Raw genomic sequence first — 20,289 nt, forward strand, 5'->3', positions numbered from 1 at the left:
GGCTGCCAATAACGCGCATTCTGTTCTTCATTAATTTCCGTATTTTTGCAACTTCCCGTTTTCAATAAAGAAAGCGGTATTCATAATGAGCGAAAAGAAAGAATATATAGAAATTTACGGGGCCCGTGAACATAACCTAAAGGATATTGATGTTCGCATCCCGCGTAATGAACTGGTGGTAATCACCGGTTTATCGGGCAGTGGGAAATCTTCCCTGGCATTTGATACCATTTTTGCCGAAGGCCAGCGCCGCTACATTGAGACGTTTTCGGCCTATGCCAGGCAGTTTTTGGGTGGTCTGGAACGTCCGGATGTTGATAAGATTGAAGGACTGTCACCTGTAATCGCTATCGAACAGAAAACAACGAATAAAAATCCGCGTTCAACGGTTGGTACCGTAACTGAACTTTATGATTTCCTCAGACTTCTTTTCGCCAGGGTTTCAGATGCTTATTCCCTGACTTCCGGACGGAAACTGGTAAGTTATACCGAAGAACAGATCCTGGAATCAATAAAGGAAAATTATCAGGGCGAAAAAATACTCCTGATGGCGCCGGTGGTACGGTCACGTAAAGGTCACTATCACGAACTCTTCGTACAGATGGCCCGTAAAGGCTACAGTCAGGCACGGATAGACGGTGTTTTGCAGGATCTGGAATATGATCTGAAGCTGGACAGGTACAAGACCCATGATATTGACATCGTTATAGACCGTTGGATCATTGGTGAAAATGCTACCGAGGGGCGCATGGAAAAATCACTTCGTACCGCACTGGATATGGGTGAAGGCGTTATCGGCATCCAAAAACTTGGCGACAGCGACATCCAGTATTTTTCAAAAAACCTGATGGACGACGACTCCGGACAGTCACTGGCTTTGCCGGAACCCAACACATTTTCTTTCAACTCACCAAAAGGAAGCTGCCCGAACTGCAAAGGACTTGGCCTCATCAACAAAATTAACACTGATTATTTTGTTGATAATCCTAAGCTTTCGATCGGTCAGGGCGCTCTATTACCGTTGGAAGATATCAAAAACAATAAATGGGTACTTGCCCAGCTTAGAAATATTCTAGAAATCTCTAATCTTTCGCTAACCACACCTTTCAAAGATATCCCCGCCGAGGTGGTGGACTATATGTACTTTGGGATGTCGCGCGAAATAAGCAAGGATCTTAAGTATGCCGGCATCTCTAAGAAGATAAAAGTGAATTTTGAAGGACTGGTGTCTTTCATTGAAGATATTATAAATGATAAGGAAAGCTATGATGCGGTACTTCTGGAAAGACATTTTACGACCGAAGAAACCTGTCCTAAATGTAACGGCACACGGCTGCAGCCTGAAAGTCTGAGTTTTAAAATAGACGGCAGCCATATTGCTGAAATCAGCGCCTTATCGCTGGCAGAGTTCAAAGAATGGCTGGCGCAGGTAAGACCGAAATTCTCAAAGAAGAATGCGCTTATAGCAAATGAGATCCTGAAAGAGATCGAAACCCGTTTGCAGTTCCTTTTGGACATGGGACTTGACTATTTAAGTTTAAGCCGCAGTTCGCGGACGCTTTCCGGTGGTGAAAGTCAGCGTATCCGTTTGGCTACTCAAATCGGCTCGCAGTTGGTCAATGTACTTTACATTCTGGACGAACCTTCCATCGGACTTCACCAAAGAGATAACGAAAGACTTATTAAATCGCTTAAAAACCTTCGGGATATTGGAAACTCCGTTCTCGTAGTGGAGCATGACAAAGACATGATTCTCGGGGCAGACCATGTGCTGGACATCGGACCACGTGCCGGAAAATTTGGTGGCGAAGTGTTGTGGCAGGGGCATCCGGACGATTTACTGAAAGCCGATACAGTTACCGCCGATTATATGACCGGCAAAAGACAGATCGCAATTCCTGCCGAAAGGCGGGCCGGAAACGGAAAAAGCATTGTGTTGAAAGGAGCTACCGGAAATAACCTTAAAAATGTAACCCTGGAAATTCCGCTGGGTAAACTGGTGGTGGTGACAGGTATTTCCGGCAGTGGTAAATCTTCACTCATCAACGGTACGCTTTATCCGATCCTGAACCGTCATTTCTACCGCAGCGTACAGGAACCGTTACCTTATAAAAAAATTGAAGGCATTGAACATATCGATAAGATTGTTGATGTAGACCAAACTCCAATCGGACGGACACCAAGGTCCAATCCTGCAACATATACAGGTATGTTTACGGATATCAGGAATCTTTTCTCTGAACTTCCTGAAAGTAAGATTCGCGGTTACAAACCCGGAAGATTCTCATTCAACGTAAAAGGTGGGCGTTGCGAAACCTGTCAGGGTGGAGGCCTTAAAGTGATTGAGATGAATTTTCTTCCCGATGTTTACGTGCACTGTGAAACCTGTAATGGTAAAAGATTCAACCGCGAGACTCTTGAAGTCCGCTATAAAGGCAAGTCCATTTCCGATGTTTTGGAGATGACAATTGATGAAGCGGTGGATTTCTTTGCACCAATTCCTAAAATATTCAGCCGGGTAAAAACACTTCAGGATGTCGGTTTGGGCTATATCACCTTGGGGCAGCAGTCCACTACCGTTTCGGGTGGCGAGGCACAACGCATTAAACTAGCTACCGAACTTGCAAAACGCCAGACCGGAAACACCCTTTACATTTTGGATGAACCTACCACAGGACTTCATTTTGAAGATGTAAAAGTGCTGATGGATGCCATAAACAGACTGGTGGACCTTGGTAACTCCTTCATTATTATCGAACATAATATGGACGTTATAAAACTTGCAGATCATATGATTGATATTGGTCCTGAAGGTGGGAAACATGGAGGGAAGATTGTGGCAAAGGGTACACCGGATGAAGTGAGCAGGAACTCCAAATCCCTCACCGGAAAATTCCTGCGAAAGGAACTTAATTGAGAATTATGAATTACGAAATCCGCAGGATGAAGTCCGCCGACAGCCACTCCGTCATCAGCATATTTAAGCAGGGCATAGACGGAGGTAACGCGACTTTTGACAAAGATGCGCCCAATTGGGAAAACTGGGATGTGGGATTTTTTCATAACTGCCGCTGGGTGGTTGAAGATGAAAATGAAAATGTGGTGGGTTGGGCAGCGCTGAAGCCTGTAAGTAACCGCGAATGCTTTAAAGGTGTTGCCGAAGTCAGTATTTACCTGGATAATTCAGTTCAGGGGCGTGGATTGGGTTCGGTTCTGATGAAAAAGCTGATACTGGATAGTGAAGAGCAGGGTTTCTGGACCCTGCAGTCCGGTATTTTCCCCGAAAATGAAGCTTCGATAGCTATTCACTCGAAACTGGGGTTCCGAATAGTGGGTACCCGCGAAAAGCTGGCCGAAATGGACGGCCGCTGGCGGGATATTGTACTGATGGAAAGGAGGAGTGCTGTAATCTGACCTGCTCAAACTATAATTTTTTAAACCTCGGTTTAACTTTAGAGTATTCCTGCTATCCAAAAATGGCCGGGATGGTCTTTGGCATCAAGATTGAAAACGATACTCCAACATTTAAAACTTTAAAAAATGAAAAGCATCTTCAAAATAATTCTAGCGTCGGGACTGGCCTTTACCCTGGCATCCTGTGGAACGATGAACGATCCGTACGGAAATAATTATCCGACCAACTATCCGAATGACGGGCGGGTTTACAGAAGCCCGGATGGCACTGTATATCGCCAGGGTGACGTTTACCGGGACCGTAACGGCAATGTATATCAAAACGGACGTGTAGTCAATTCGGGAAGCGTTTATAACAATACACGTGGCAGAAATCAGGCAGGAACTGTCTATCCTCGTAATAACAGGAGACTTCCGCCCGGACAGGCAAAGAAAGTATACGGTGGAAATGCTAAAGATTATGCACCCGGCCAGATGAAAAATAAAAATGGAAACTGGGAAAGTAAAAAGTGGCAGGATGGTAAGAAAAAAGGCAAATCACACAAAAAACATAAATAGAAATCCAAATAAAGCTGGCTCCCGATCGGAAGTCAGCTTTTTTAATTTCCAGCATTCTGCAGACCGGTCCTACGGCGCCGAATGATCAGCATCTGTTTCTCAGGATTCACCTTTTGTTTCAGTAAATTCGTTCAGCAGTGTCTCGAATATCATCACCTGGTCGCCAAAGCGCTGAGATATTCTGTCCTGAATATTTTCAAATTCGTTTTCAAGAAATGAGGCACGCAACTCCGCAGTTTCAAATATCAAAAGCAGGTTTGTATTCCGGCCTTCATTAAGCATTTCACTTTCAACGTCCGAAAGGATAAATTTTTCCACATCATAAAGGTTGCTGGCCATCTGTGCCAGCTCCGTTCTGGCGTACTGTTCCCATTCCTGTACCATGGACTCTACACAATGGAATGTAAGGCTTAAAATACTCATTTTATTTAACTGTTTTTTATGAAGATTGCTCTTAGGTTAAGCCACAAAAATCGGTAATATTTTCGTAAATTAGCACGTTATTATTAATTGAAAAACAACAATATTTTGCAGCCTTTTTAAAGCGCTGAAAATCATTTTAATAGTTAAATATGAATACAGAAGGAGAACGAGTGATACCGATCAGCATCGTGGACGAAATGAAGTCTTCCTACATTGATTATTCAATGTCTGTGATAGTCTCCAGAGCCCTGCCCGATGTTAGGGATGGTCTGAAACCGGTACACAGAAGGGTTCTGTACGGTATGTACGGTTTAAATGTATTTTCCAACCGGAAACATCTGAAGTCGGCCAGGATTGTAGGAGATGTTTTGGGTAAATACCACCCGCATGGCGATAGTTCCGTATATGACGCGATGGTAAGGATGGCACAGCCCTGGAGTTTGCGTTATCCGCAGGTAGATGGTCAGGGTAACTTCGGTTCCATGGACGGTGACCCACCGGCGGCAATGAGGTATACCGAAGCGAGATTGAAGAAGATTTCTGATGAAGTGCTTGCCGACCTTGATAAGGATACTGTAGATTTCCAAAATAACTTTGATGACAGTCTTACGGAACCTACCGTAATGCCTACCAGAATTCCTAATCTCCTGGTAAACGGTGCGTCCGGTATTGCCGTGGGTATGGCCACCAATATGGCGCCTCACAACCTATCTGAAACTGTAGATGCCATCTGTGCCTATATAGATGACCGCGAAATTACCATAGATGAGCTGATGAAGCACATTATCGCTCCGGATTTCCCAACAGGAGGTATTATTTACGGTTACGATGGTGTGCGTGACGCTTTGCACACCGGCCGCGGGCGTGTTGTGATTCGGGCTAAAGTGAATTTCGAAGAAGTTCACAACCGGAACGCTATTATCATTACCGAAATACCTTACCAGGTAAATAAGGCTGAAATGATTGCCCGTACATCTGAACTCGTGAAGGAGGAGAAAATTCCGGGTATCTATGAAATCCGTGATGAATCCGACCGCAGAGGTATGCGTATTGTTTACGAACTTAAGAACGATGCGATCCCGAACGTAGTACTGAACCTTCTGTACAAATATACGGCGCTGCAGACTTCCTTCAGCGTAAACAATATTGCGCTGGTACACGGCAGACCGGAGCAGCTTAACGTAAAAGACATCATTCATCATTTTGTTGAGCACAGACATGAAGTGGTGATTCGCCGTACCGAGTACGAACTGAAGAAAGCGAAGGAAAGAGCTCATATCCTGGAAGGATTTATGAAGGTGATTGCCACTCAGGCAAGCCTGGATAAAGCAATTGCCATTATCCGTAACAGTGCGAATCCTGCAGATGCTAAAGATGGCCTGATTGCTGAATTTGAACTTTCAGACCTTCAGGCACAGGCAATTCTGGACCTTAGACTGGCTCGTCTTACCGGCATGGAACTGGATAAGATCCGTGCAGAGTATGAGGAAATCATGAATATGATCCGTGATTTCGAAGATATCCTGGCAAATGAATCCCGCAGGTTCGGGATCATCAAGACAGAAATGCTGGAGATCAAGGAGAAATATGGTGACGAAAGAAGAACCGAGATTGATTACGCCGGTGGTGATATGTCGATTGAGGACTTTATCCCTAACGAAAGTGTTGTTGTAACCATCTCACACGCGGGTTACATCAAGAGGACGCTGCTTTCAGAATATCGTGTTCAGAGTAGAGGAGGAGTAGGTAACAAAGCCGCAACGACCCGTGATGAAGACTTCCTGGAGTATATCGTTTCGGCCACCAATCACCAGTACATGTTGTTCTTTACGGAGAAAGGAAAATGTTACTGGCTGCGTGTATTCGAGATACCGGAAGGTTCCAAAATTTCAAAAGGCAGAGCCATTCAGAACCTCATCAACATCGAACCGGACGATAAGGTGAAGGCCTATATCCGTACCAATGACCTTAAGGATGAGGAATATGTGAACCAGATGAACGTGGTAATGATCACCAGAAACGGTACGGTTAAGAAAACGTCCCTTGAAGCTTATTCCAGACCGAGAACAAATGGTATTAACGCTATTGAGATCCGTGACAATGACCAGCTTCTGGGCGCCAGACTTACTGATGGTACCTCAGAAATCATGATTGCTACAAAGAACGGTAAATGTATCCGTTTCCCTGAAGAGAAAGCACGTGCCGTGGGCCGTGGTTCCATTGGGGTGCGTGGTATTGCGCTGGAAGATAATGATGAAGTGATCGGAATGATCGTAGCCAACGATGTAGCCAACGAAAGTGTATTGGTAGTATCCGAAAAAGGGTATGGCAAACGTTCCGCTGTTGAGGACTACAGAATCACAAACCGTGGCGGTAAGGGTGTTATCACCCTTAACATTACCGAGAAAACAGGAAGCCTTATCGCTATCCAGAACGTAAAGGATGGTGACGGTCTTATGATCATCAACAAATCCGGTGTAGCCATCCGTATGGGAGTGGACGAACTTCGTATTATGGGCCGTAACACTCAGGGTGTGAAGGTAATTAACCTGAAAGCCTCGGACGAGATTGCTGCGATTGCTAAAGTTGAGATGGATAAGGAAGTGGAAGAGGCCGAGGCTCTGGACAGCGACGGGTTGCCATCAGCCGTGATCAGCGATCAGGTGGAGTACAGTGATGTACCGCTTTCCGGAGATAATTCCGTGAGTAATATGGGCGACGAGAATTTCCTGCGTCAGGTAGAGAAAGATGAAGAGAAAGAACAGCAGGAATTCCTGAAAGAAGACGGAAGTGATGCTGAGGATAACAGTGCTGATGAAGAAGGATCCGACTCTTAATAATTATTTATTAATTTTATCAGAAACTTAAAACAGAAAAATATAATGAAAAAGATATTTTTAAGCCTTGCGTTGGTCTCGCTGACTTTCGCGGCTGCCCAGAAAAAGGAAATTGCCAACGCTGTAAAAGCGGTGGAATCCAATGATTTTGCCGGAGCCAATTCTCAGATCGCGGCAGCAGAAAGTGCTATGGGTGGTCAGACCCATCTACTGGAACCTGCACTTTTAGAACAATATTATTACGCAAAAGGTCTGGCTCTTTTAAAAACCGGAAAGTCAACAGAAGGTGCAGTTTATCTTGCCAAAATTAATGATCTGCGTAAATCTAAAATCTACACAGGTAAGGACGGTAAAAACAAAGTTTATTATGTAGGAAAAGCCGCTGCGGATGCTTCCGGTGTCAATGGTTTGAAGGAAGAAACCTATATGCCTACATCGTATGGTAAACTTGCTGCTGAGATAGATCCTTTGATCCAAGCTGCTAATAAGGTGGCTCTTGAAGCTTATAACAGTCAGAATTTTAGTTTGGCCGCAGATAAATTTGTTGAGTCTTATAATCTGCTGAAAGCTGCAGGTAAGGTAAATGGCCAGTTGTTATATAATTCTGCCTTAAGTGACGTGTATGCAAAAAACACTGCAAGAGCTCAGGAAAGTTTTAAAGAACTTATTGCGAACGGATATACAGGGGTGGAGACTACATACACTGCCAAGGAAAAAGCTACCGGTAATGTTGTGGATTTGGATAAAGCCACTTGGGACACCATGAAGAAGAACCCAGCTTATTCGGATTTCACAATGGCGACTTCTCCCAGTATTGAGCAGAATATTTATGAATTGTATGCAACGATCCTTGTGGATGCAGAAAAGTATGACGAAGCAGTTTCAGTAACAGAAAAAGGATTGAAAAAGTTTCCATCCAGTACTATACTCACTGAGAAGAAGGGATTGTCCTATTTCAAGTCAGGTAAAACGGCAGAATTTACTAATTCCCTAAAGGATTTAGTTGGTAAGAATCCGAATGATCCGATAACGTGGTATAATCTGGGAGTACTGCAAAGTAGCGATCCAAAACTTAAGAGCGATGCCGAAGCAGCATTCAGAAAGGCAATAGAACTTGACCCAAAAATGGCGACGGCTTACCAAAACCTTGCATACCTTCTGATGGGTGATGATGAAACCACTATCACAGAGTACCAATCCTTAAGAAAGGCTGGTAAGATAGAACAGGCAAATAAGGTGATGGATGCCAGAAGGCAACGTTTTGTTCAGGCCCTTCCCTATGTGGAGCGTTGGCAAGAACTTCAGCCCGATAACCTGGATGCTTTAACTATGTTAACAGGAATGTACCTAACAACCCGAAACGAGGCTAAGCATAAAGAATTTAAAGCAAAAGAAGATGCTTTGAAGGCTAAGGCAAAGTAAATCTTATAGGAGATTAAACGACGGCAGTGCAGCAATGCACTGCCTTTTTATTTTACAAGCATTTTGTCGGCAGCGTTGGAGCTGAGGTGTACAGATCCTGCGGGTGTATTCACCAGAAAGGATTTATCGAAATTTTCAACTTTAACTATCTCCAACTGCATTTCCAGCTGGATATTCCTGTCGTTCAGATAATGTAGGAAATCATCATCCGAATAAGTAACCGCTTTGAAAAGTACAGAATCACCACTTTTGCAGGAGCTGAGTTTTTTAAGTTCCTGGGCGATGATATTTCCGTCCTTGTCCGGAATAGGTTCCCCGTGCGGGTCAAACCTCGGATAATTGAGGATCTCATCCATTTTGTCGAAAAACATAGCCGAATGTACATGCTCCAGCTGTTCGGCGATTTCGTGAACGTTTTCCCAACCGAAGTTCATCTTTTCCACCAAAAACATCTCGGTAAGCCTGTGCTTGCGCACCACCAAAGCCGCTTCCTTCATTCCCAGCGGAGTGATAATCAAAGGCTTGTAGTTTTCGTAAATGACCCATTTCTTTTCGGCAAACTTCTTCATCATATTGTTTACTGACGGCATTTTTACATCCAGAATTTTGCTCAGCTCATTGATGGTAACGGTATGTGTATCTGAAATTAAGTGGAAAATGGCTTTCAGGTAATTCTCCTCGGTATGGGTATTTCTCAAAATGTTAGATTACAATTAATGCAAAACTAACATTTAATTTTCAGATAAAGTGTATGTAGGAAATTGCCCTTCTTTTCAGTCAGCTTCATTACATTTACGGGATGAAATATTCATTCAAAAATGATTATGCCGAAGGCGCTCACCCGCGAATCCTCGAAGCGCTTCTAAGAACAAATCTGCAGCAGCAGAACGGCTATGGTTTGGACGAATTCAGTCTGGCGGCGGAACAGCTGATTCTTAATTTAAGCAAAAGCCCAAATTCCCGGGTGCATTTCGTTTCAGGCGGTACACAGGCCAACATCATTGTGATCTCAGCACTGCTAAGGCCGCACGAAAGTGTTATTGCTGCGGACAGCGGTCATATTTTCACCAACGAAACCGGAGCCATTGAAGCCACGGGACATAAAGTTCACGGTGTTCCTACAGCCGACGGTAAGTTAAGGACTGACGATATCCTAAAAGTACTGGAGCAGCACACCAACAAACCGCATCAGGTGAAGCAGAAAATAGTCTATATCTCAAACGCTACTGAAGTCGGCACATTCTACACAAAACGCGAATTGCAGGATCTCTCGGATTTCTGCCGCCGGTACAACCTCTATCTCTTTATGGATGGCGCACGTCTGGGAAATGCATTAACTGCTACAGGCAATGATCTCACCCTTGAAGATGTTGCCAGCCTCACCGATGTCTATTACCTGGGCGGAACCAAGAACGGTGCTTTACTGGGCGAGGCAATCGTCATTAACAATACTGAAGTACAGGACGAGTTTGGCTTTCATATTAAGCAGAAGGGTGGTATGCTCGCCAAAGGGCGGTTACTCGGAATTCAGTTTCACGAACTTTTACGCGATAATCTGTATTTCGATCTTGCCCTCCATGCCAATACGCAGGCCATGAGGATAAAAGAGGCATTTCAGGAGGCAGGGTGTACCTTCCTGTCGGATACGTATACCAATCAGATTTTTCCGGTGTTGACAAACAATCAGATAGATAAACTTTCAGCCAACTTCGATTTTTATGTTTGGAAGAAAGTCAGCGAAGAAAAGTCGGCAATAAGGATTATTACGTCCTGGGCCACGGTGGAGGATAGTGTGGATGTATTTATCCGGGAAATTGAGGAGATGGGATAGTATGCCTTCTAATATTCTTGTGAGCGGCGGACGTTCACGTAGCAGTGTAAGGAATTTTGATGATGTTAATCTGTATGTGCTTTCACGCAAAATCAGTGTTCTCTAGCTCAATTTACATTAATTGACCGGCTTCATTTGCCTCCGGCAAATCTTCAATTTGCCTTCAGCGAACCTTCGGTTTCGTGTCCTGCGGATAACATGACCCGGAGCCGCCCGGCTTTGTTGTCGTTTTAGAGAGGAGCATATTAACCTCGTTAAGATGTGGTGGTAAAGAATTTCATTCTTAATATTGCCAACATTTATTTCACTATTCTGCCGAGGGATATTCGGAGAAGTAAACATCCATTCCGATCTTACCCATTATGGACATTGATTCAGAACTCAGAACTCCACCGCCGCCTGCTGGATCTTTACGTATATCAAAGCCGATGTCAGCAACATATTTATTGGGTTCCAAAAGTTTTCCTTCAGTATTCAACCATATTTCAAGGGAGTCTATCTGAGTTGGTAAGTCCCAAACTCCATTGCAAAGCCAATCCAATCTTTCTGCTGAGTCATATATGTAAATATTTATTGGCATTTTTTTTCTTTTTTTGCGACGAAAATTCGAAGATCAGAGTTATTTAATCATAATGAAATCTACATTTTGCGATTAAGATTTCGTTCTCCAGATACTTGTAAATTAATCTATGTTCATCGTCTATACGTCGTGACCAAAATCCGGAGTATTTATGTTTCAGTGGTTCAGGTTTCCCAATGCCTTCAAAGGGATTTCTGGAAATGTCTTTCAGCAATTCATTAATACGCTTCAATTTTTTTTTATCAGTTTTCTGCCAGTACAGATAATCTTCCCAGGATTCATCAACAAACACGTATTTCATGCTATTCTTCAATTAAATCTTGAGAAAATGAGTTTCCACTTCTTAATTTTTCAACAGCAGAATCTAATCTCAGTTCATTCTTTCGGGAAGACAGTTCATAATTAGTTGCCATCAAAGAATTATATTCATCGAGCGACATGACAACAATTGCTGAGTCTTTGCCGCGATTAATTATTAAAGTCTCGAAATTTTTCGCAACCCGGTCTAAATACGACTTAATATCTTTTCGAAAATCTGAAACATTGGTAATGAACATGACTTTTATATTTTGTACAAATATATGTACAATTTTTATACTTCATAAATATTGGAAACTTTTTTGCCTTAATATTTCGATAGCAGAACATCTTTGGGATAATAAGACCGCTCCCGCCAAATAACCTTTTCGGGTAAGGGAATCTGTGTTCTGCAGTGAAGAAAGCCGCAGAAACCACTTCCAAAGGCTCATAACAAGCCAAAAAAAAGCAGTCCTTCTAAAAAAACTGCTTTGTTACCCTAAATTCTAAAAACGACAACTCCATAGACTGCCAAAAAGCTCCCGAAAGTTCCGTTCAACGGGCTTTCATCTCGTGTCCTGCGGACAAGACGAAAGCTTAGTTATTATCTGCAGGCGTTTTTACTCAGTTTCTACAGAAGTTTCCCAGCCGTCATAATCTCCATTATTTTCTTTCGCTAATTTCCAAAGATATAATGTGTATTCATCAATATCTCCATATCCAACTTTGTCTATTCTTTTTATTTGAATGCTGAAAGGTAATTTTTCCTTTTTGTTATAATTTTCATTTACAACTTCAAAATTCTCTTTCTTTACAATGTCAATATACTTTTGTCTGTCATTTTCATTTTTGAAATATATCCAATGAAAAACATCTCTTGCTTTTGATAAATTATCTCCGTTTTTTTCTAAATTTTCTAAAACATCACGATTTGAAATACTTTGGAAATCCGTTTCATTTGGATAAATATCTAAATAACCACTCCAATTTTTATCATTTTTTGTATCAATTATAAATTCATAATTTGTGTATTTACTTGTAATTTTTTGAGCATTATTTTTAAATTCATTTACGTCTTTAGAATAAAAATAGAAATCTCTAAATCCATCACTTGTTAATCTACCAATATAAATTGTATTTGTTGCGTTTATTATTTCTAAAATTTTGTCTTCAATTTCAAATAATGTTTTGCTTTCTCCATCTGTTGTTAAACCATTTTCTGTTGGATTATTAAGTTTAACTGCAATCCAACATAAATTTGATTTTTCTTTGAGTGGAATATGTTTGTGAAGTCCTAAATTAATATAAATTGAAGCTGGTTTATCTTCAACATTTGTCATATAAAAATTCCATTCTTCTGGATATTTTTTTTGACCAAAAAGATTAGAAAACATTCCCATAAAAGTTAAAAATAAAATGATTAAAATTCTGTTTTTCATTTGTGTCGTTTGTTCTGATAAGCTTGCAGATAACGTTTCGCAGCTACAAGAAGTTGGCGATTTCGAAGCACTAAACTGTCTGCCAGCACTGAACTTGATATGAAGCACAAAGCTTCATGTAACCACTGAACCGCCAATTTCTTGTAGGTGCTGTTATGCGTATGTGCTTTTCTGTTAGTCAAGTTTATGATATTCTTTTAAGTTTTTAATTCTCCTTTTTACATCTGTATTTGTTGTGTCCAAGTCTGCCGCTTTTTGGTAAAAGTCAACGGATGTTTTATACTTTCCAATGTTGCTATAACTGTATGCACATTCATAATATGCCTCAAAGGTCGGTTTGATTCTTATTGAGTTTTCAAACTCAATAATTGATTTTTCCCAATCACCGTTTTTTCTTAAATGAATTCCTTTGTAGTAAAACGCTTTATAGTCGTTTGGTGATTTCGCAATTAGATTGTCAAGTCGGGTTAATTCGTTTTGGTATTCTTCAATTTCTTTCCTTTCTCGGTCGGCATAAGAATTAGAAAGAAAAACATGACCGTCCCATTTATTTTCAGAACCTCTGTCAACTGTTACAAGTCGTCCAAATATGTAAATTGTCAAAACAAGCCCGACAGAGATTAGTCCACCAAAGAGTTTCTTTTTATTAAAATCAAGTCGTTTTGTTGCAAAGTATGTTACTGTCACTATTAATAAAGCTACACCCGAAAACATTAAATAAAATAAGTCGCCAAGTCCGTAACCGAAAGTTAGTTCACCGAAAAATGTCAATGCTATAACTGCGATTAAAAAAATCGTTGTCAGCCCAAATAATATTTTAGTCAATATGTTCAATTGTCTGTCGTGTGGGTTGTCGTCATAGCATTGCGCATAACTTGTATATATGTATCACAAAATCATACATATACAACCATCCAGCGGGAGATATGTATCACAAACGTGATACTTTATTTATATTTCCAAATATAGAATAATTACTTCACCGCTTTGCATTTCTTATCTGTATTCCACTTTTTTTACAACGTATCGCAAATCTAAACGGTGCTTTTCTGTTGCTGCGGGAGTATTACGCTCAGCGGAAATTTCGTAACTTTGTATTCTTTACAAAATCAATAAAATTTACAATATGTCAAAAGCCATTTCGCAGGTTCCGTTTGCTGTAAACGAGCCCGTTAGATCCTATGAACCGGGCTCTCCGGAAGTAAAATCCCTTATCGCCACCTACAAGGAAATGTGGAAGGAGAAATTTGAAATCCCAATGATCATAGACGGCAAAGAGGTGAAAACCGATACCAAAGTTCAGCTGCAGTCGCCGCAGGACCATAAGCATGATTTCGGTTTCTATTATAAAGGGGATATGCAGCATGTGGATCAGGCCATCGAAAGCGCCCTTGCCGCCCGCCAGCAGTGGAACGACCTGGGCTGGGAACAGCGCGCCGCCATCTTCCTGAAGGCTGCCGACCTTATTGCCGGACCTTACAGAGACCGCCTGAATGCAGCCACAATGATTGGTCAGTCCAAGAACGTTCACCAGGCTGAGATTGACGCCGCGTGTGAGTTCATCGATTTCCTGCGTTTCAACGTGGAATTTATGACCGAAATGTATGCCGAGCAGCCGGTTTCCGACAACGGAATCTGGAACAGGGCCGAGTACCGTCCGCTTGAAGGGTTCTGCTTCGCTGTCACTCCTTTTAACTTTACCGCAATTTCCGGAAACCTGCCTACATGTATGGCCATGTTAGGAAATGTGGTGGTTTGGAAACCTTCGGATAAGCAGGTTCTTTCTGCCAAAATCATCATGGATATCCTGGACGAAGCCGGACTTCCTGCAGGTGTCATCAACATGATTTTCACGCCGGGTAAGGAGACTGCCGAGAAAGTATTGGCGCACCGCGATTTTGCAGGACTTCACTTTACGGGTTCTACGTCTGTGTTCCAAAGTATGTGGAAGCAGATCGGAAACAACATCCAGGATTATAAATCGTACCCACGCATCGTGGGCGAGACCGGTGGAAAGGATTTCATCATGGTTCATCCGTCCGCAAATGCTAAGGAGGTAGCTACAGCTATGGTTAGAGGTGCGTTTGAATATCAGGGACAGAAATGTTCTGCGGCTTCACGTGCCTACATCCCTAAATCCCTTTGGAATGAGGTTAAAGAGGTGGTTGGTGCTCAGTTGAAAACAGTGAAGATGGGTTCTCCCGAAGATCCTTCTAATTTTGTTAATGCGGTGATCGACAAAAATTCATTCGATAAATGCAAAGGCTATATTGAAAGAGCGCAGGAGTCTGCAGACGCTGAAGTGATTTTCGGGGGTAAGTGCGACGATTCTACGGGCTGGTTTGTGGAACCTACTGTTATCCTGACAGAAAATCCAAAATACGAATCCGTTTGCGAGGAGATTTTCGGGCCAATTCTTTCTGTTTATGTTTATGAGGATGCAGACTGGGCTGAAACTCTGAAGCTTGTGGACGAGACTTCACCCTATTCACTTACAGGATCTATTTTCGCGAAAGACCGTTATGCGGTCGCTGAAGCTTACAAAGCACTGGAAAACGCAGCCGGAAACTTCTACATCAACGACAAGCCTACCGGTGCCGTTGTTGGTCAGCAGCCATTTGGTGGTGCACGTGCGTCAGGTACCAATGACAAGGCGGGTTCCAAGATGAACCTTCTGCGTTGGGTTTCCGTACGTTCGGTTAAGGAAACTTTCGTGACACCAAAAGATTACAAATATCCATACCTGGGTTAATTCCTTTGGAAATACATTTGATCCGCAGATTAGTCTGCGGATTTTTTTGTTCCTGTCTTTTTTTGAAAAGTGTATATTTGCTCTGAATCAAACAAACATTAAAAATTATGAAAAAACTTATCGTTCCTGTGCTTATAGCTGCGGCTGCTGTGGCTACAAGTTGTGCACAGAATAAGGAAAAAAGGGAAGAATTTAAGGAAGACCACTATAAAAATGAAATGGTGAATGACCTTGGTGATTCTGCAGTGGCAGCCGGAGACAGCGCGGGCGTGCGCACCGATTCGTCAGTGGTTAGGTAAAAAATCTTTCAGCATAAAAAACCGGCATTCAAAAACTTGAATGCCGGTTTTTTTATTTTTAAGGTAACAGGACTTAAAGCCGTCTGTACTTTCCTGAATCCTGGTGTTAGTACTGGAAAAGAACACTTCCCCAGGTAAATCCGCTCCCGAATGCCGAAAGGCAAACTAAGTTTCCGCGTTTTATCTTATTCTGCTCTATAGCTTCGCTAAGCGCGATGGGGATGGAAGCCGCTGTAGTATTGCCGTACTTCTGGATATTGTTGAAAATCTTATGGTCCGGCAAACCCATTTTCTGCTGCACAAACTGTGCAATCCGGAGGTTGGCCTGGTGAGGGATGAACATGTCCAGGTCTTCGATTGTTTTTCCTGCCTTCTCCAAAGCTTCAGTTATGGTTTCGGGGAAACGTGTAACGGCATGTTTGAAAACAAAGTTACCGTTCATAATGGGGTAGACCTCACGGCTTGTAATACTTTCCGGCTCCAGACGCATGCGGTCGCTCCAGCCGTATTTTGTTCCCGGGAAAAGTGTACACAGTTCCTCCGCATATTTTCCTTCGGAATGCATATTCACCGACAGTATATCTCCTGCATTTTCGTCTTCGGATGCTGAGAGGATAACCGCGCCGGCACCGTCGCCAAAAATCACTGAAACGCCACGGCCCTCATCGGAAAAGTCCAGTCCGAATGAGTGAATCTCAGCACCTACTACAAGGATGTTTTTGTAGATGCCTGACTTTATGAAAGCATGAGCCACACTCATGGAATATACAAATCCTGAACACTGGTTACGTACATCAAGCGCACCTATGGTACCACATCCAAGCATATCCTGCAATACCACACCGCTCCCGGGGAAATAGTAATCCGGTGAAAGCGTGGCGAAAACGATATAATCAATGTCCTGAGCTGTCATTCCCGCATTTTGGAGTGCTTTCTCCGACGCCTTCAGAGCCAGGAAAGCGGTTGTTTCTTCGGCATCATTACGGTTTTTACGGTGACGGCGTTCTTTAATGCCGGTTCTTTCAGTAATCCACTCGTCATTGGTGGTCATCAGTTTGGAGAGGTCGTCATTGGTAACTATATTTTCAGGTACGTAATGCCCCACGCCCTTTATGGTACTTTTAATCATTTGTTTCTTTAATTTTGACAAATTTATCAATTTATTCCTCACCCTTACATTTTTTATCGAACACCATGCCTATAGAGAGCCTTTTCCAAAACAGTCAGTGCGAATGGATTGATGTAGAAGCCCCCAACGCCGGCGACCTGGATTTCCTGCAGGTAAAATATGGAATAGACATGCTGCTTCTGGAGGATACCAAAGACAGGGATCACCTTCCAAAATACGAGGAAAGCGGTGATATACGGTTTTTCCTGACCCGCCAGAATACGGACATGGAAAGGCGGAGCCTGGGTGGCATCAGTGACGTTTCTACGAAACTGGGTATTTTTCTGCTGCCTGGCACCATCATTACAGTGCACCGCCTGAAAACGGCTACGATATCCGAGACCCTCGAGGAAATATCCACACATACTGGATCTGACGAGGTGAAGCCGGACCGCATTGCAATCCTGCTGGGGCTTAAGGTCCTGAAGTCGTTCAATGACGAGTGCGATAATCTTATGCAGATTCTGGATAAGCTGGAACATGAAGTATTTCTGAAACATACCAACGAGAGTGAGGTAATCCGCAGGTTATACCATCTGAAACGGAAATCAGGTCTGAACATGCGGTTGCTGAACATTTCCGGAGAATGGGTCCATAAATTCCGGGAGTTGGATCTAAACGCCGTTGAAGTAGCTGACTTAAAGGACAAGCATACTGATGTGAGTTCAGATTTTGACCATCTGAATTCGCAGGTTAACAGTTTAATCTCGATGTTTTTGGCTTTGAGTGATCAGAAAGCGAATCAGGTAATGAAGTTACTTACTCAGTTTTCCGTCTATTTTCTCCCTGTCACTTTCATTGCAGGTGTATATGGTATGAATTTTCAATATATGCCTGAACTGCAAAGTCCTTACGGTTATTTTTTTACACTCGCAGGTATGGCGGTTGTGGTCATTATCATCTACCTTTATATGCGCAGGAAGCGCTGGTAAACAGGAAAAACACCCTTTTTTCTGGCACTTGAATGCGGGAGCGTGTTTTATGGTTAATTTTGGTTAAACAAAGAAGTCCAGCGCTTTACAGGCTGGGAAAAATTGATAGCCATGAAAACTGAGCAGCTGAACAGTGTACTGCAGGACAAATCTTTAAACCGGGAATCCAGGGCCATGGTAACGGAGATGCATGAACGTTTGTCGGCGAAGGAATACTCGGATATACTGGATTCAACCGGGAATCAATACATTAATTTTGTACAGGAAGGGGGCGGTGTTTGGGGGACCGCCCTTGTTGGATATCTGTATGCCCTGGAAATTTTCGGTATACGCTTCCTCCGGATTGCCGGGACCAGTGCCGGTGCTATAAATACAATTCTGATAGCTGCTCTCGGCGACCGCTCCCGCAATAAAAGCAGCATAATAAAAGATGTGCTTTTCAATTGGAATTTTGTTGAGTTCATGGATGGCAAACCGATCGTCAAAAAAATGGCCGGAATCATGCTTAAGAACAGTAAACTGCTGAAGCGCAGCTTATATGTTGTGGCTGCGCTGCTTGTTCTCACCTTCACTTTTCCCCTCATTACATTATTTACGCCGGCTTCCTTCTGGTTTTACTTTATACCTCTGTTCGTTCTGGTAATCATTGCTTTAGGAATCAGGTATTACTACGACCTATTCCGCACCAACCGTATCGGACTTAATCCCGGGCATTCTTTTGAGAGAAAGTTAAAAGAAACACTCGATCATTTTGGAGTGAGGACTGTAGAGGAACTTAACGCCGTTTACAATAAGAAAGGAGCCGAACTTAACCTGGATTACCGCTTCGGGAATACTTCGGAATATTACTTCAATGCCCTGAATCATGTGGAAAAGATTCATACTGAAAAAGCAGGATCTATTGATGAAAACCGCTACCGGACATTTCTGGAAACCATGCGTAATACGGAGCTTTACAAAAATAATCCATTCATGCTCCTTAGGTCAGATTATACCGTGATCGCAACAGATATCAACTCACGGATAAAAGTTGAATTTCCGCGAATGGCCGATCTGTACTGGACGAGTAAGGATATCTGCGATATCAGTCCAGCAAAATTTGTGCGTGCCTCCATGGCGGTTCCTTACTTCTTTGAACCGATGGTTCACAAGATCAACAGAAGTGAACCTGAAATTGTAAACGCGTGGAAATTCAGACTTAATGCCGATCCTAAAGGTGTTTTTGACGAAGCTGTGTTTATAGACGGTGGCAGTATTTCAAACTTCCCAATCGATATATTTCATGAAGCGGATATTTTCTATCCAAGGATTCCGGTATTCGGGGTAAGGCTTACCGACAGCAGTGAGGCCGGCGCAGAAAATGGACTGGGCAGTAGTAAGATTCTGAAAACACCGTTAAGCTATATGATGAATATTTTTGATACTCTGCGCGGGTATAATGACAAGACATTCCTCAACAAATACACCTTCTACAGCAAGCACAGCATACAGAGTGTAGACTGCAGTCCCAGCAGCTGGCTAAATTTCTTTATGCAGGATGCCGAAAAAACAGAACTTTTCAATAAAGGCTTCCGCGCGGGACTTGAATTCCTGGACCGTTTCGACTGGGAAAAGTACAAGACCGAAAGGATGCTTGTCGCTCTTAAGGAACGTAAAATCCTTAAAGACGAAAATGAATCTACAGTAGGGTAGAAGCTGCAGATATGATATTCTGCCGATACCATTTGAATGGTCACTAAAACGATGTGGTTCCAGTTTCACTTTTAACTTAATATCAGCGCCATGGACGAAATGCTGAGAATTCTTTTGACCGCCATCCTGAGTGGAACCGTGGTGTCTGCCATCGTCGGATTGGTTTTTAAAAGAAAAACAGAATTTATAACCGCGGAAATCAAGGATGAGTTTGAACGGAATATGATCCGTCTTAAAACCGGGCAGCAATGGAAAGAGAAAGCGCTTACTGAACTCTACGGTCCGCTGAACTATCATTTTACACGCACCAAAAAAGCGCTGGGCCGCTATACCGACAAAAATATTTACCTCGAAGTAAATGTTTTTAAGGATTCCAACGAAAAAATCCGAAACCTGCTGTTGGAAAAGTCCTACCTGATTTACCCGGAACTTACCGATGACGCCGACGAACTCATTACGCATTATGATGTCTGGCTGGAACAATATGATAAACTGCGCGTAAATCCTGAACCGGACGAGGTGGCTGCGACCTTTGTCTTCGTGCAGAATTTGGGTTTTCCATTTCCGCGTGCTGCAGAGGAGAAATTTAAAAATATGTACCGCAAACTGTGGACTGAGGTCTATGAGTCCTGAAGCTTTACTTGA

At 42.7% G+C, this 20,289-nt stretch carries 19 protein-coding genes; 11 read left to right on the forward strand and 8 right to left on the reverse strand.

Translation table 11 applies throughout. From position 1 onward, the window contains the following. Nucleotides 1-85 precede the first annotated feature (85 nt). The 3 genes from uvrA to H1R16_RS12190 all read left to right on the forward strand — a co-directional run bounded on the left by uvrA (nucleotide 86) and on the right by H1R16_RS12190 (nucleotide 3,972). Complete coding sequence (gene uvrA, locus H1R16_RS00095; RefSeq protein ID WP_181886260.1) at nucleotides 86-2,917, forward strand: excinuclease ABC subunit UvrA; 2,832 nt, start codon at nucleotides 86-88, stop codon at nucleotides 2,915-2,917. Between the two features lie 5 nt (nucleotides 2,918-2,922). Further along, nucleotides 2,923-3,414 (forward strand): GNAT family N-acetyltransferase, encoded by a 492-nt coding sequence (locus H1R16_RS00100; RefSeq protein WP_181886259.1) that lies wholly within the window; start codon nucleotides 2,923-2,925, stop codon nucleotides 3,412-3,414. 126 nt (nucleotides 3,415-3,540) lie between these two features. After that, complete coding sequence (locus tag H1R16_RS12190; protein WP_228451039.1) at nucleotides 3,541-3,972, forward strand: hypothetical protein; 432 nt, start codon at nucleotides 3,541-3,543, stop codon at nucleotides 3,970-3,972. Nucleotides 3,973-4,071: 99 nt separating this feature from the next. Here the strand turns inward: H1R16_RS12190 and H1R16_RS00110 are convergent, their stop codons facing one another. After that, complete coding sequence (locus H1R16_RS00110) at nucleotides 4,072-4,395, reverse strand: DUF4286 family protein (protein WP_181886258.1); 324 nt, start codon at nucleotides 4,393-4,395, stop codon at nucleotides 4,072-4,074. A 149-nt stretch (nucleotides 4,396-4,544) separates the two neighbouring features. On the opposite strand from H1R16_RS00110, the gene gyrA reads away from it, so the two are divergent. After that, nucleotides 4,545-7,232, forward strand: a complete 2,688-nt coding sequence (gene gyrA / locus H1R16_RS00115; RefSeq protein ID WP_181886257.1) for a DNA gyrase subunit A — start codon at nucleotides 4,545-4,547, stop codon at nucleotides 7,230-7,232. Nucleotides 7,233-7,277: 45 nt separating this feature from the next. After that, nucleotides 7,278-8,654, forward strand: coding sequence for a tetratricopeptide repeat protein (locus tag H1R16_RS00120; protein ID WP_181886256.1), 1,377 nt, complete (start codon nucleotides 7,278-7,280; stop codon nucleotides 8,652-8,654). Between the two features lie 47 nt (nucleotides 8,655-8,701). Here H1R16_RS00120 and H1R16_RS00125 read toward each other — a convergent pair whose 3' ends face one another. Then, nucleotides 8,702-9,352 carry a metal-dependent transcriptional regulator gene (locus H1R16_RS00125; RefSeq protein WP_181886255.1) on the reverse strand — a complete coding sequence of 217 codons (651 nt, stop codon included), beginning with the start codon at nucleotides 9,350-9,352 and terminating at the stop codon, nucleotides 8,702-8,704. Between the two features lie 101 nt (nucleotides 9,353-9,453). Here H1R16_RS00125 and H1R16_RS00130 point away from each other — a divergent pair, with 101 nt between their 5' ends. After that, a complete protein-coding gene (locus H1R16_RS00130; RefSeq protein ID WP_181886254.1) occupies nucleotides 9,454-10,485 on the forward strand; it encodes a threonine aldolase family protein in 1,032 nt (343 codons plus the stop codon). Between the two features lie 307 nt (nucleotides 10,486-10,792). On the opposite strand, the gene H1R16_RS00135 is transcribed toward H1R16_RS00130, so the two are convergent. The 5 genes from H1R16_RS00135 to H1R16_RS00155 form a co-directional block, all read right to left on the reverse strand. Then, a complete protein-coding gene (locus H1R16_RS00135) occupies nucleotides 10,793-11,065 on the reverse strand; it encodes a hypothetical protein (protein WP_181886253.1) in 273 nt (90 codons plus the stop codon). A gap of 43 nt (nucleotides 11,066-11,108) precedes the next feature. Beyond that, complete coding sequence (locus tag H1R16_RS00140; RefSeq protein WP_181886252.1) at nucleotides 11,109-11,366, reverse strand: Txe/YoeB family addiction module toxin; 258 nt, start codon at nucleotides 11,364-11,366, stop codon at nucleotides 11,109-11,111. 1 nt (nucleotide 11,367) lies between these two features. Next, on the reverse strand, nucleotides 11,368-11,622 hold the full coding sequence (locus H1R16_RS00145; RefSeq protein ID WP_181886251.1) for a type II toxin-antitoxin system Phd/YefM family antitoxin: 255 nt from the start codon (nucleotides 11,620-11,622) through the stop codon (nucleotides 11,368-11,370). Nucleotides 11,623-11,982: 360 nt separating this feature from the next. After that, entirely contained in the window at nucleotides 11,983-12,801 is an 819-nt protein-coding gene (locus H1R16_RS00150) for a DUF695 domain-containing protein (RefSeq protein WP_181886250.1), read from the reverse strand. 174 nt (nucleotides 12,802-12,975) lie between these two features. Then, a complete protein-coding gene (locus tag H1R16_RS00155) occupies nucleotides 12,976-13,626 on the reverse strand; it encodes a tetratricopeptide repeat protein (RefSeq protein WP_181886249.1) in 651 nt (216 codons plus the stop codon). 301 nt (nucleotides 13,627-13,927) lie between these two features. Between H1R16_RS00155 and pruA the strand changes: the two genes are divergently transcribed. Together pruA and H1R16_RS00165 are read left to right on the forward strand one after the other, a co-directional pair. Next, nucleotides 13,928-15,553, forward strand: coding sequence for an L-glutamate gamma-semialdehyde dehydrogenase (pruA, locus tag H1R16_RS00160; protein WP_181886248.1), 1,626 nt, complete (start codon nucleotides 13,928-13,930; stop codon nucleotides 15,551-15,553). Between the two features lie 107 nt (nucleotides 15,554-15,660). Then, nucleotides 15,661-15,852, forward strand: coding sequence for a hypothetical protein (locus tag H1R16_RS00165; RefSeq protein WP_181886247.1), 192 nt, complete (start codon nucleotides 15,661-15,663; stop codon nucleotides 15,850-15,852). Nucleotides 15,853-15,958: 106 nt separating this feature from the next. Here H1R16_RS00165 and H1R16_RS00170 read toward each other — a convergent pair whose 3' ends face one another. Further along, on the reverse strand, nucleotides 15,959-16,981 hold the full coding sequence (locus tag H1R16_RS00170; RefSeq protein ID WP_181886246.1) for a 3-oxoacyl-ACP synthase III family protein: 1,023 nt from the start codon (nucleotides 16,979-16,981) through the stop codon (nucleotides 15,959-15,961). A gap of 65 nt (nucleotides 16,982-17,046) precedes the next feature. Here H1R16_RS00170 and H1R16_RS00175 point away from each other — a divergent pair, with 65 nt between their 5' ends. The 3 genes from H1R16_RS00175 (at nucleotide 17,047) to H1R16_RS00185 (ending at nucleotide 20,277) form a co-directional block, all read left to right on the forward strand. After that, entirely contained in the window at nucleotides 17,047-17,952 is a 906-nt protein-coding gene (locus tag H1R16_RS00175; RefSeq protein WP_181886245.1) for a CorA family divalent cation transporter, read from the forward strand. Between the two features lie 111 nt (nucleotides 17,953-18,063). Then, complete coding sequence (locus H1R16_RS00180) at nucleotides 18,064-19,644, forward strand: patatin-like phospholipase family protein (RefSeq protein WP_181886244.1); 1,581 nt, start codon at nucleotides 18,064-18,066, stop codon at nucleotides 19,642-19,644. Between the two features lie 90 nt (nucleotides 19,645-19,734). Next, nucleotides 19,735-20,277 carry a hypothetical protein gene (locus H1R16_RS00185; RefSeq protein ID WP_181886243.1) on the forward strand — a complete coding sequence of 181 codons (543 nt, stop codon included), beginning with the start codon at nucleotides 19,735-19,737 and terminating at the stop codon, nucleotides 20,275-20,277. Nucleotides 20,278-20,289 lie beyond the last annotated feature (12 nt).

The sequence above is a fragment of the Marnyiella aurantia genome (assembly GCF_014041915.1).
GTDB classification, from domain to species: Bacteria; Bacteroidota; Bacteroidia; order Flavobacteriales; family Weeksellaceae; genus Marnyiella; species Marnyiella aurantia.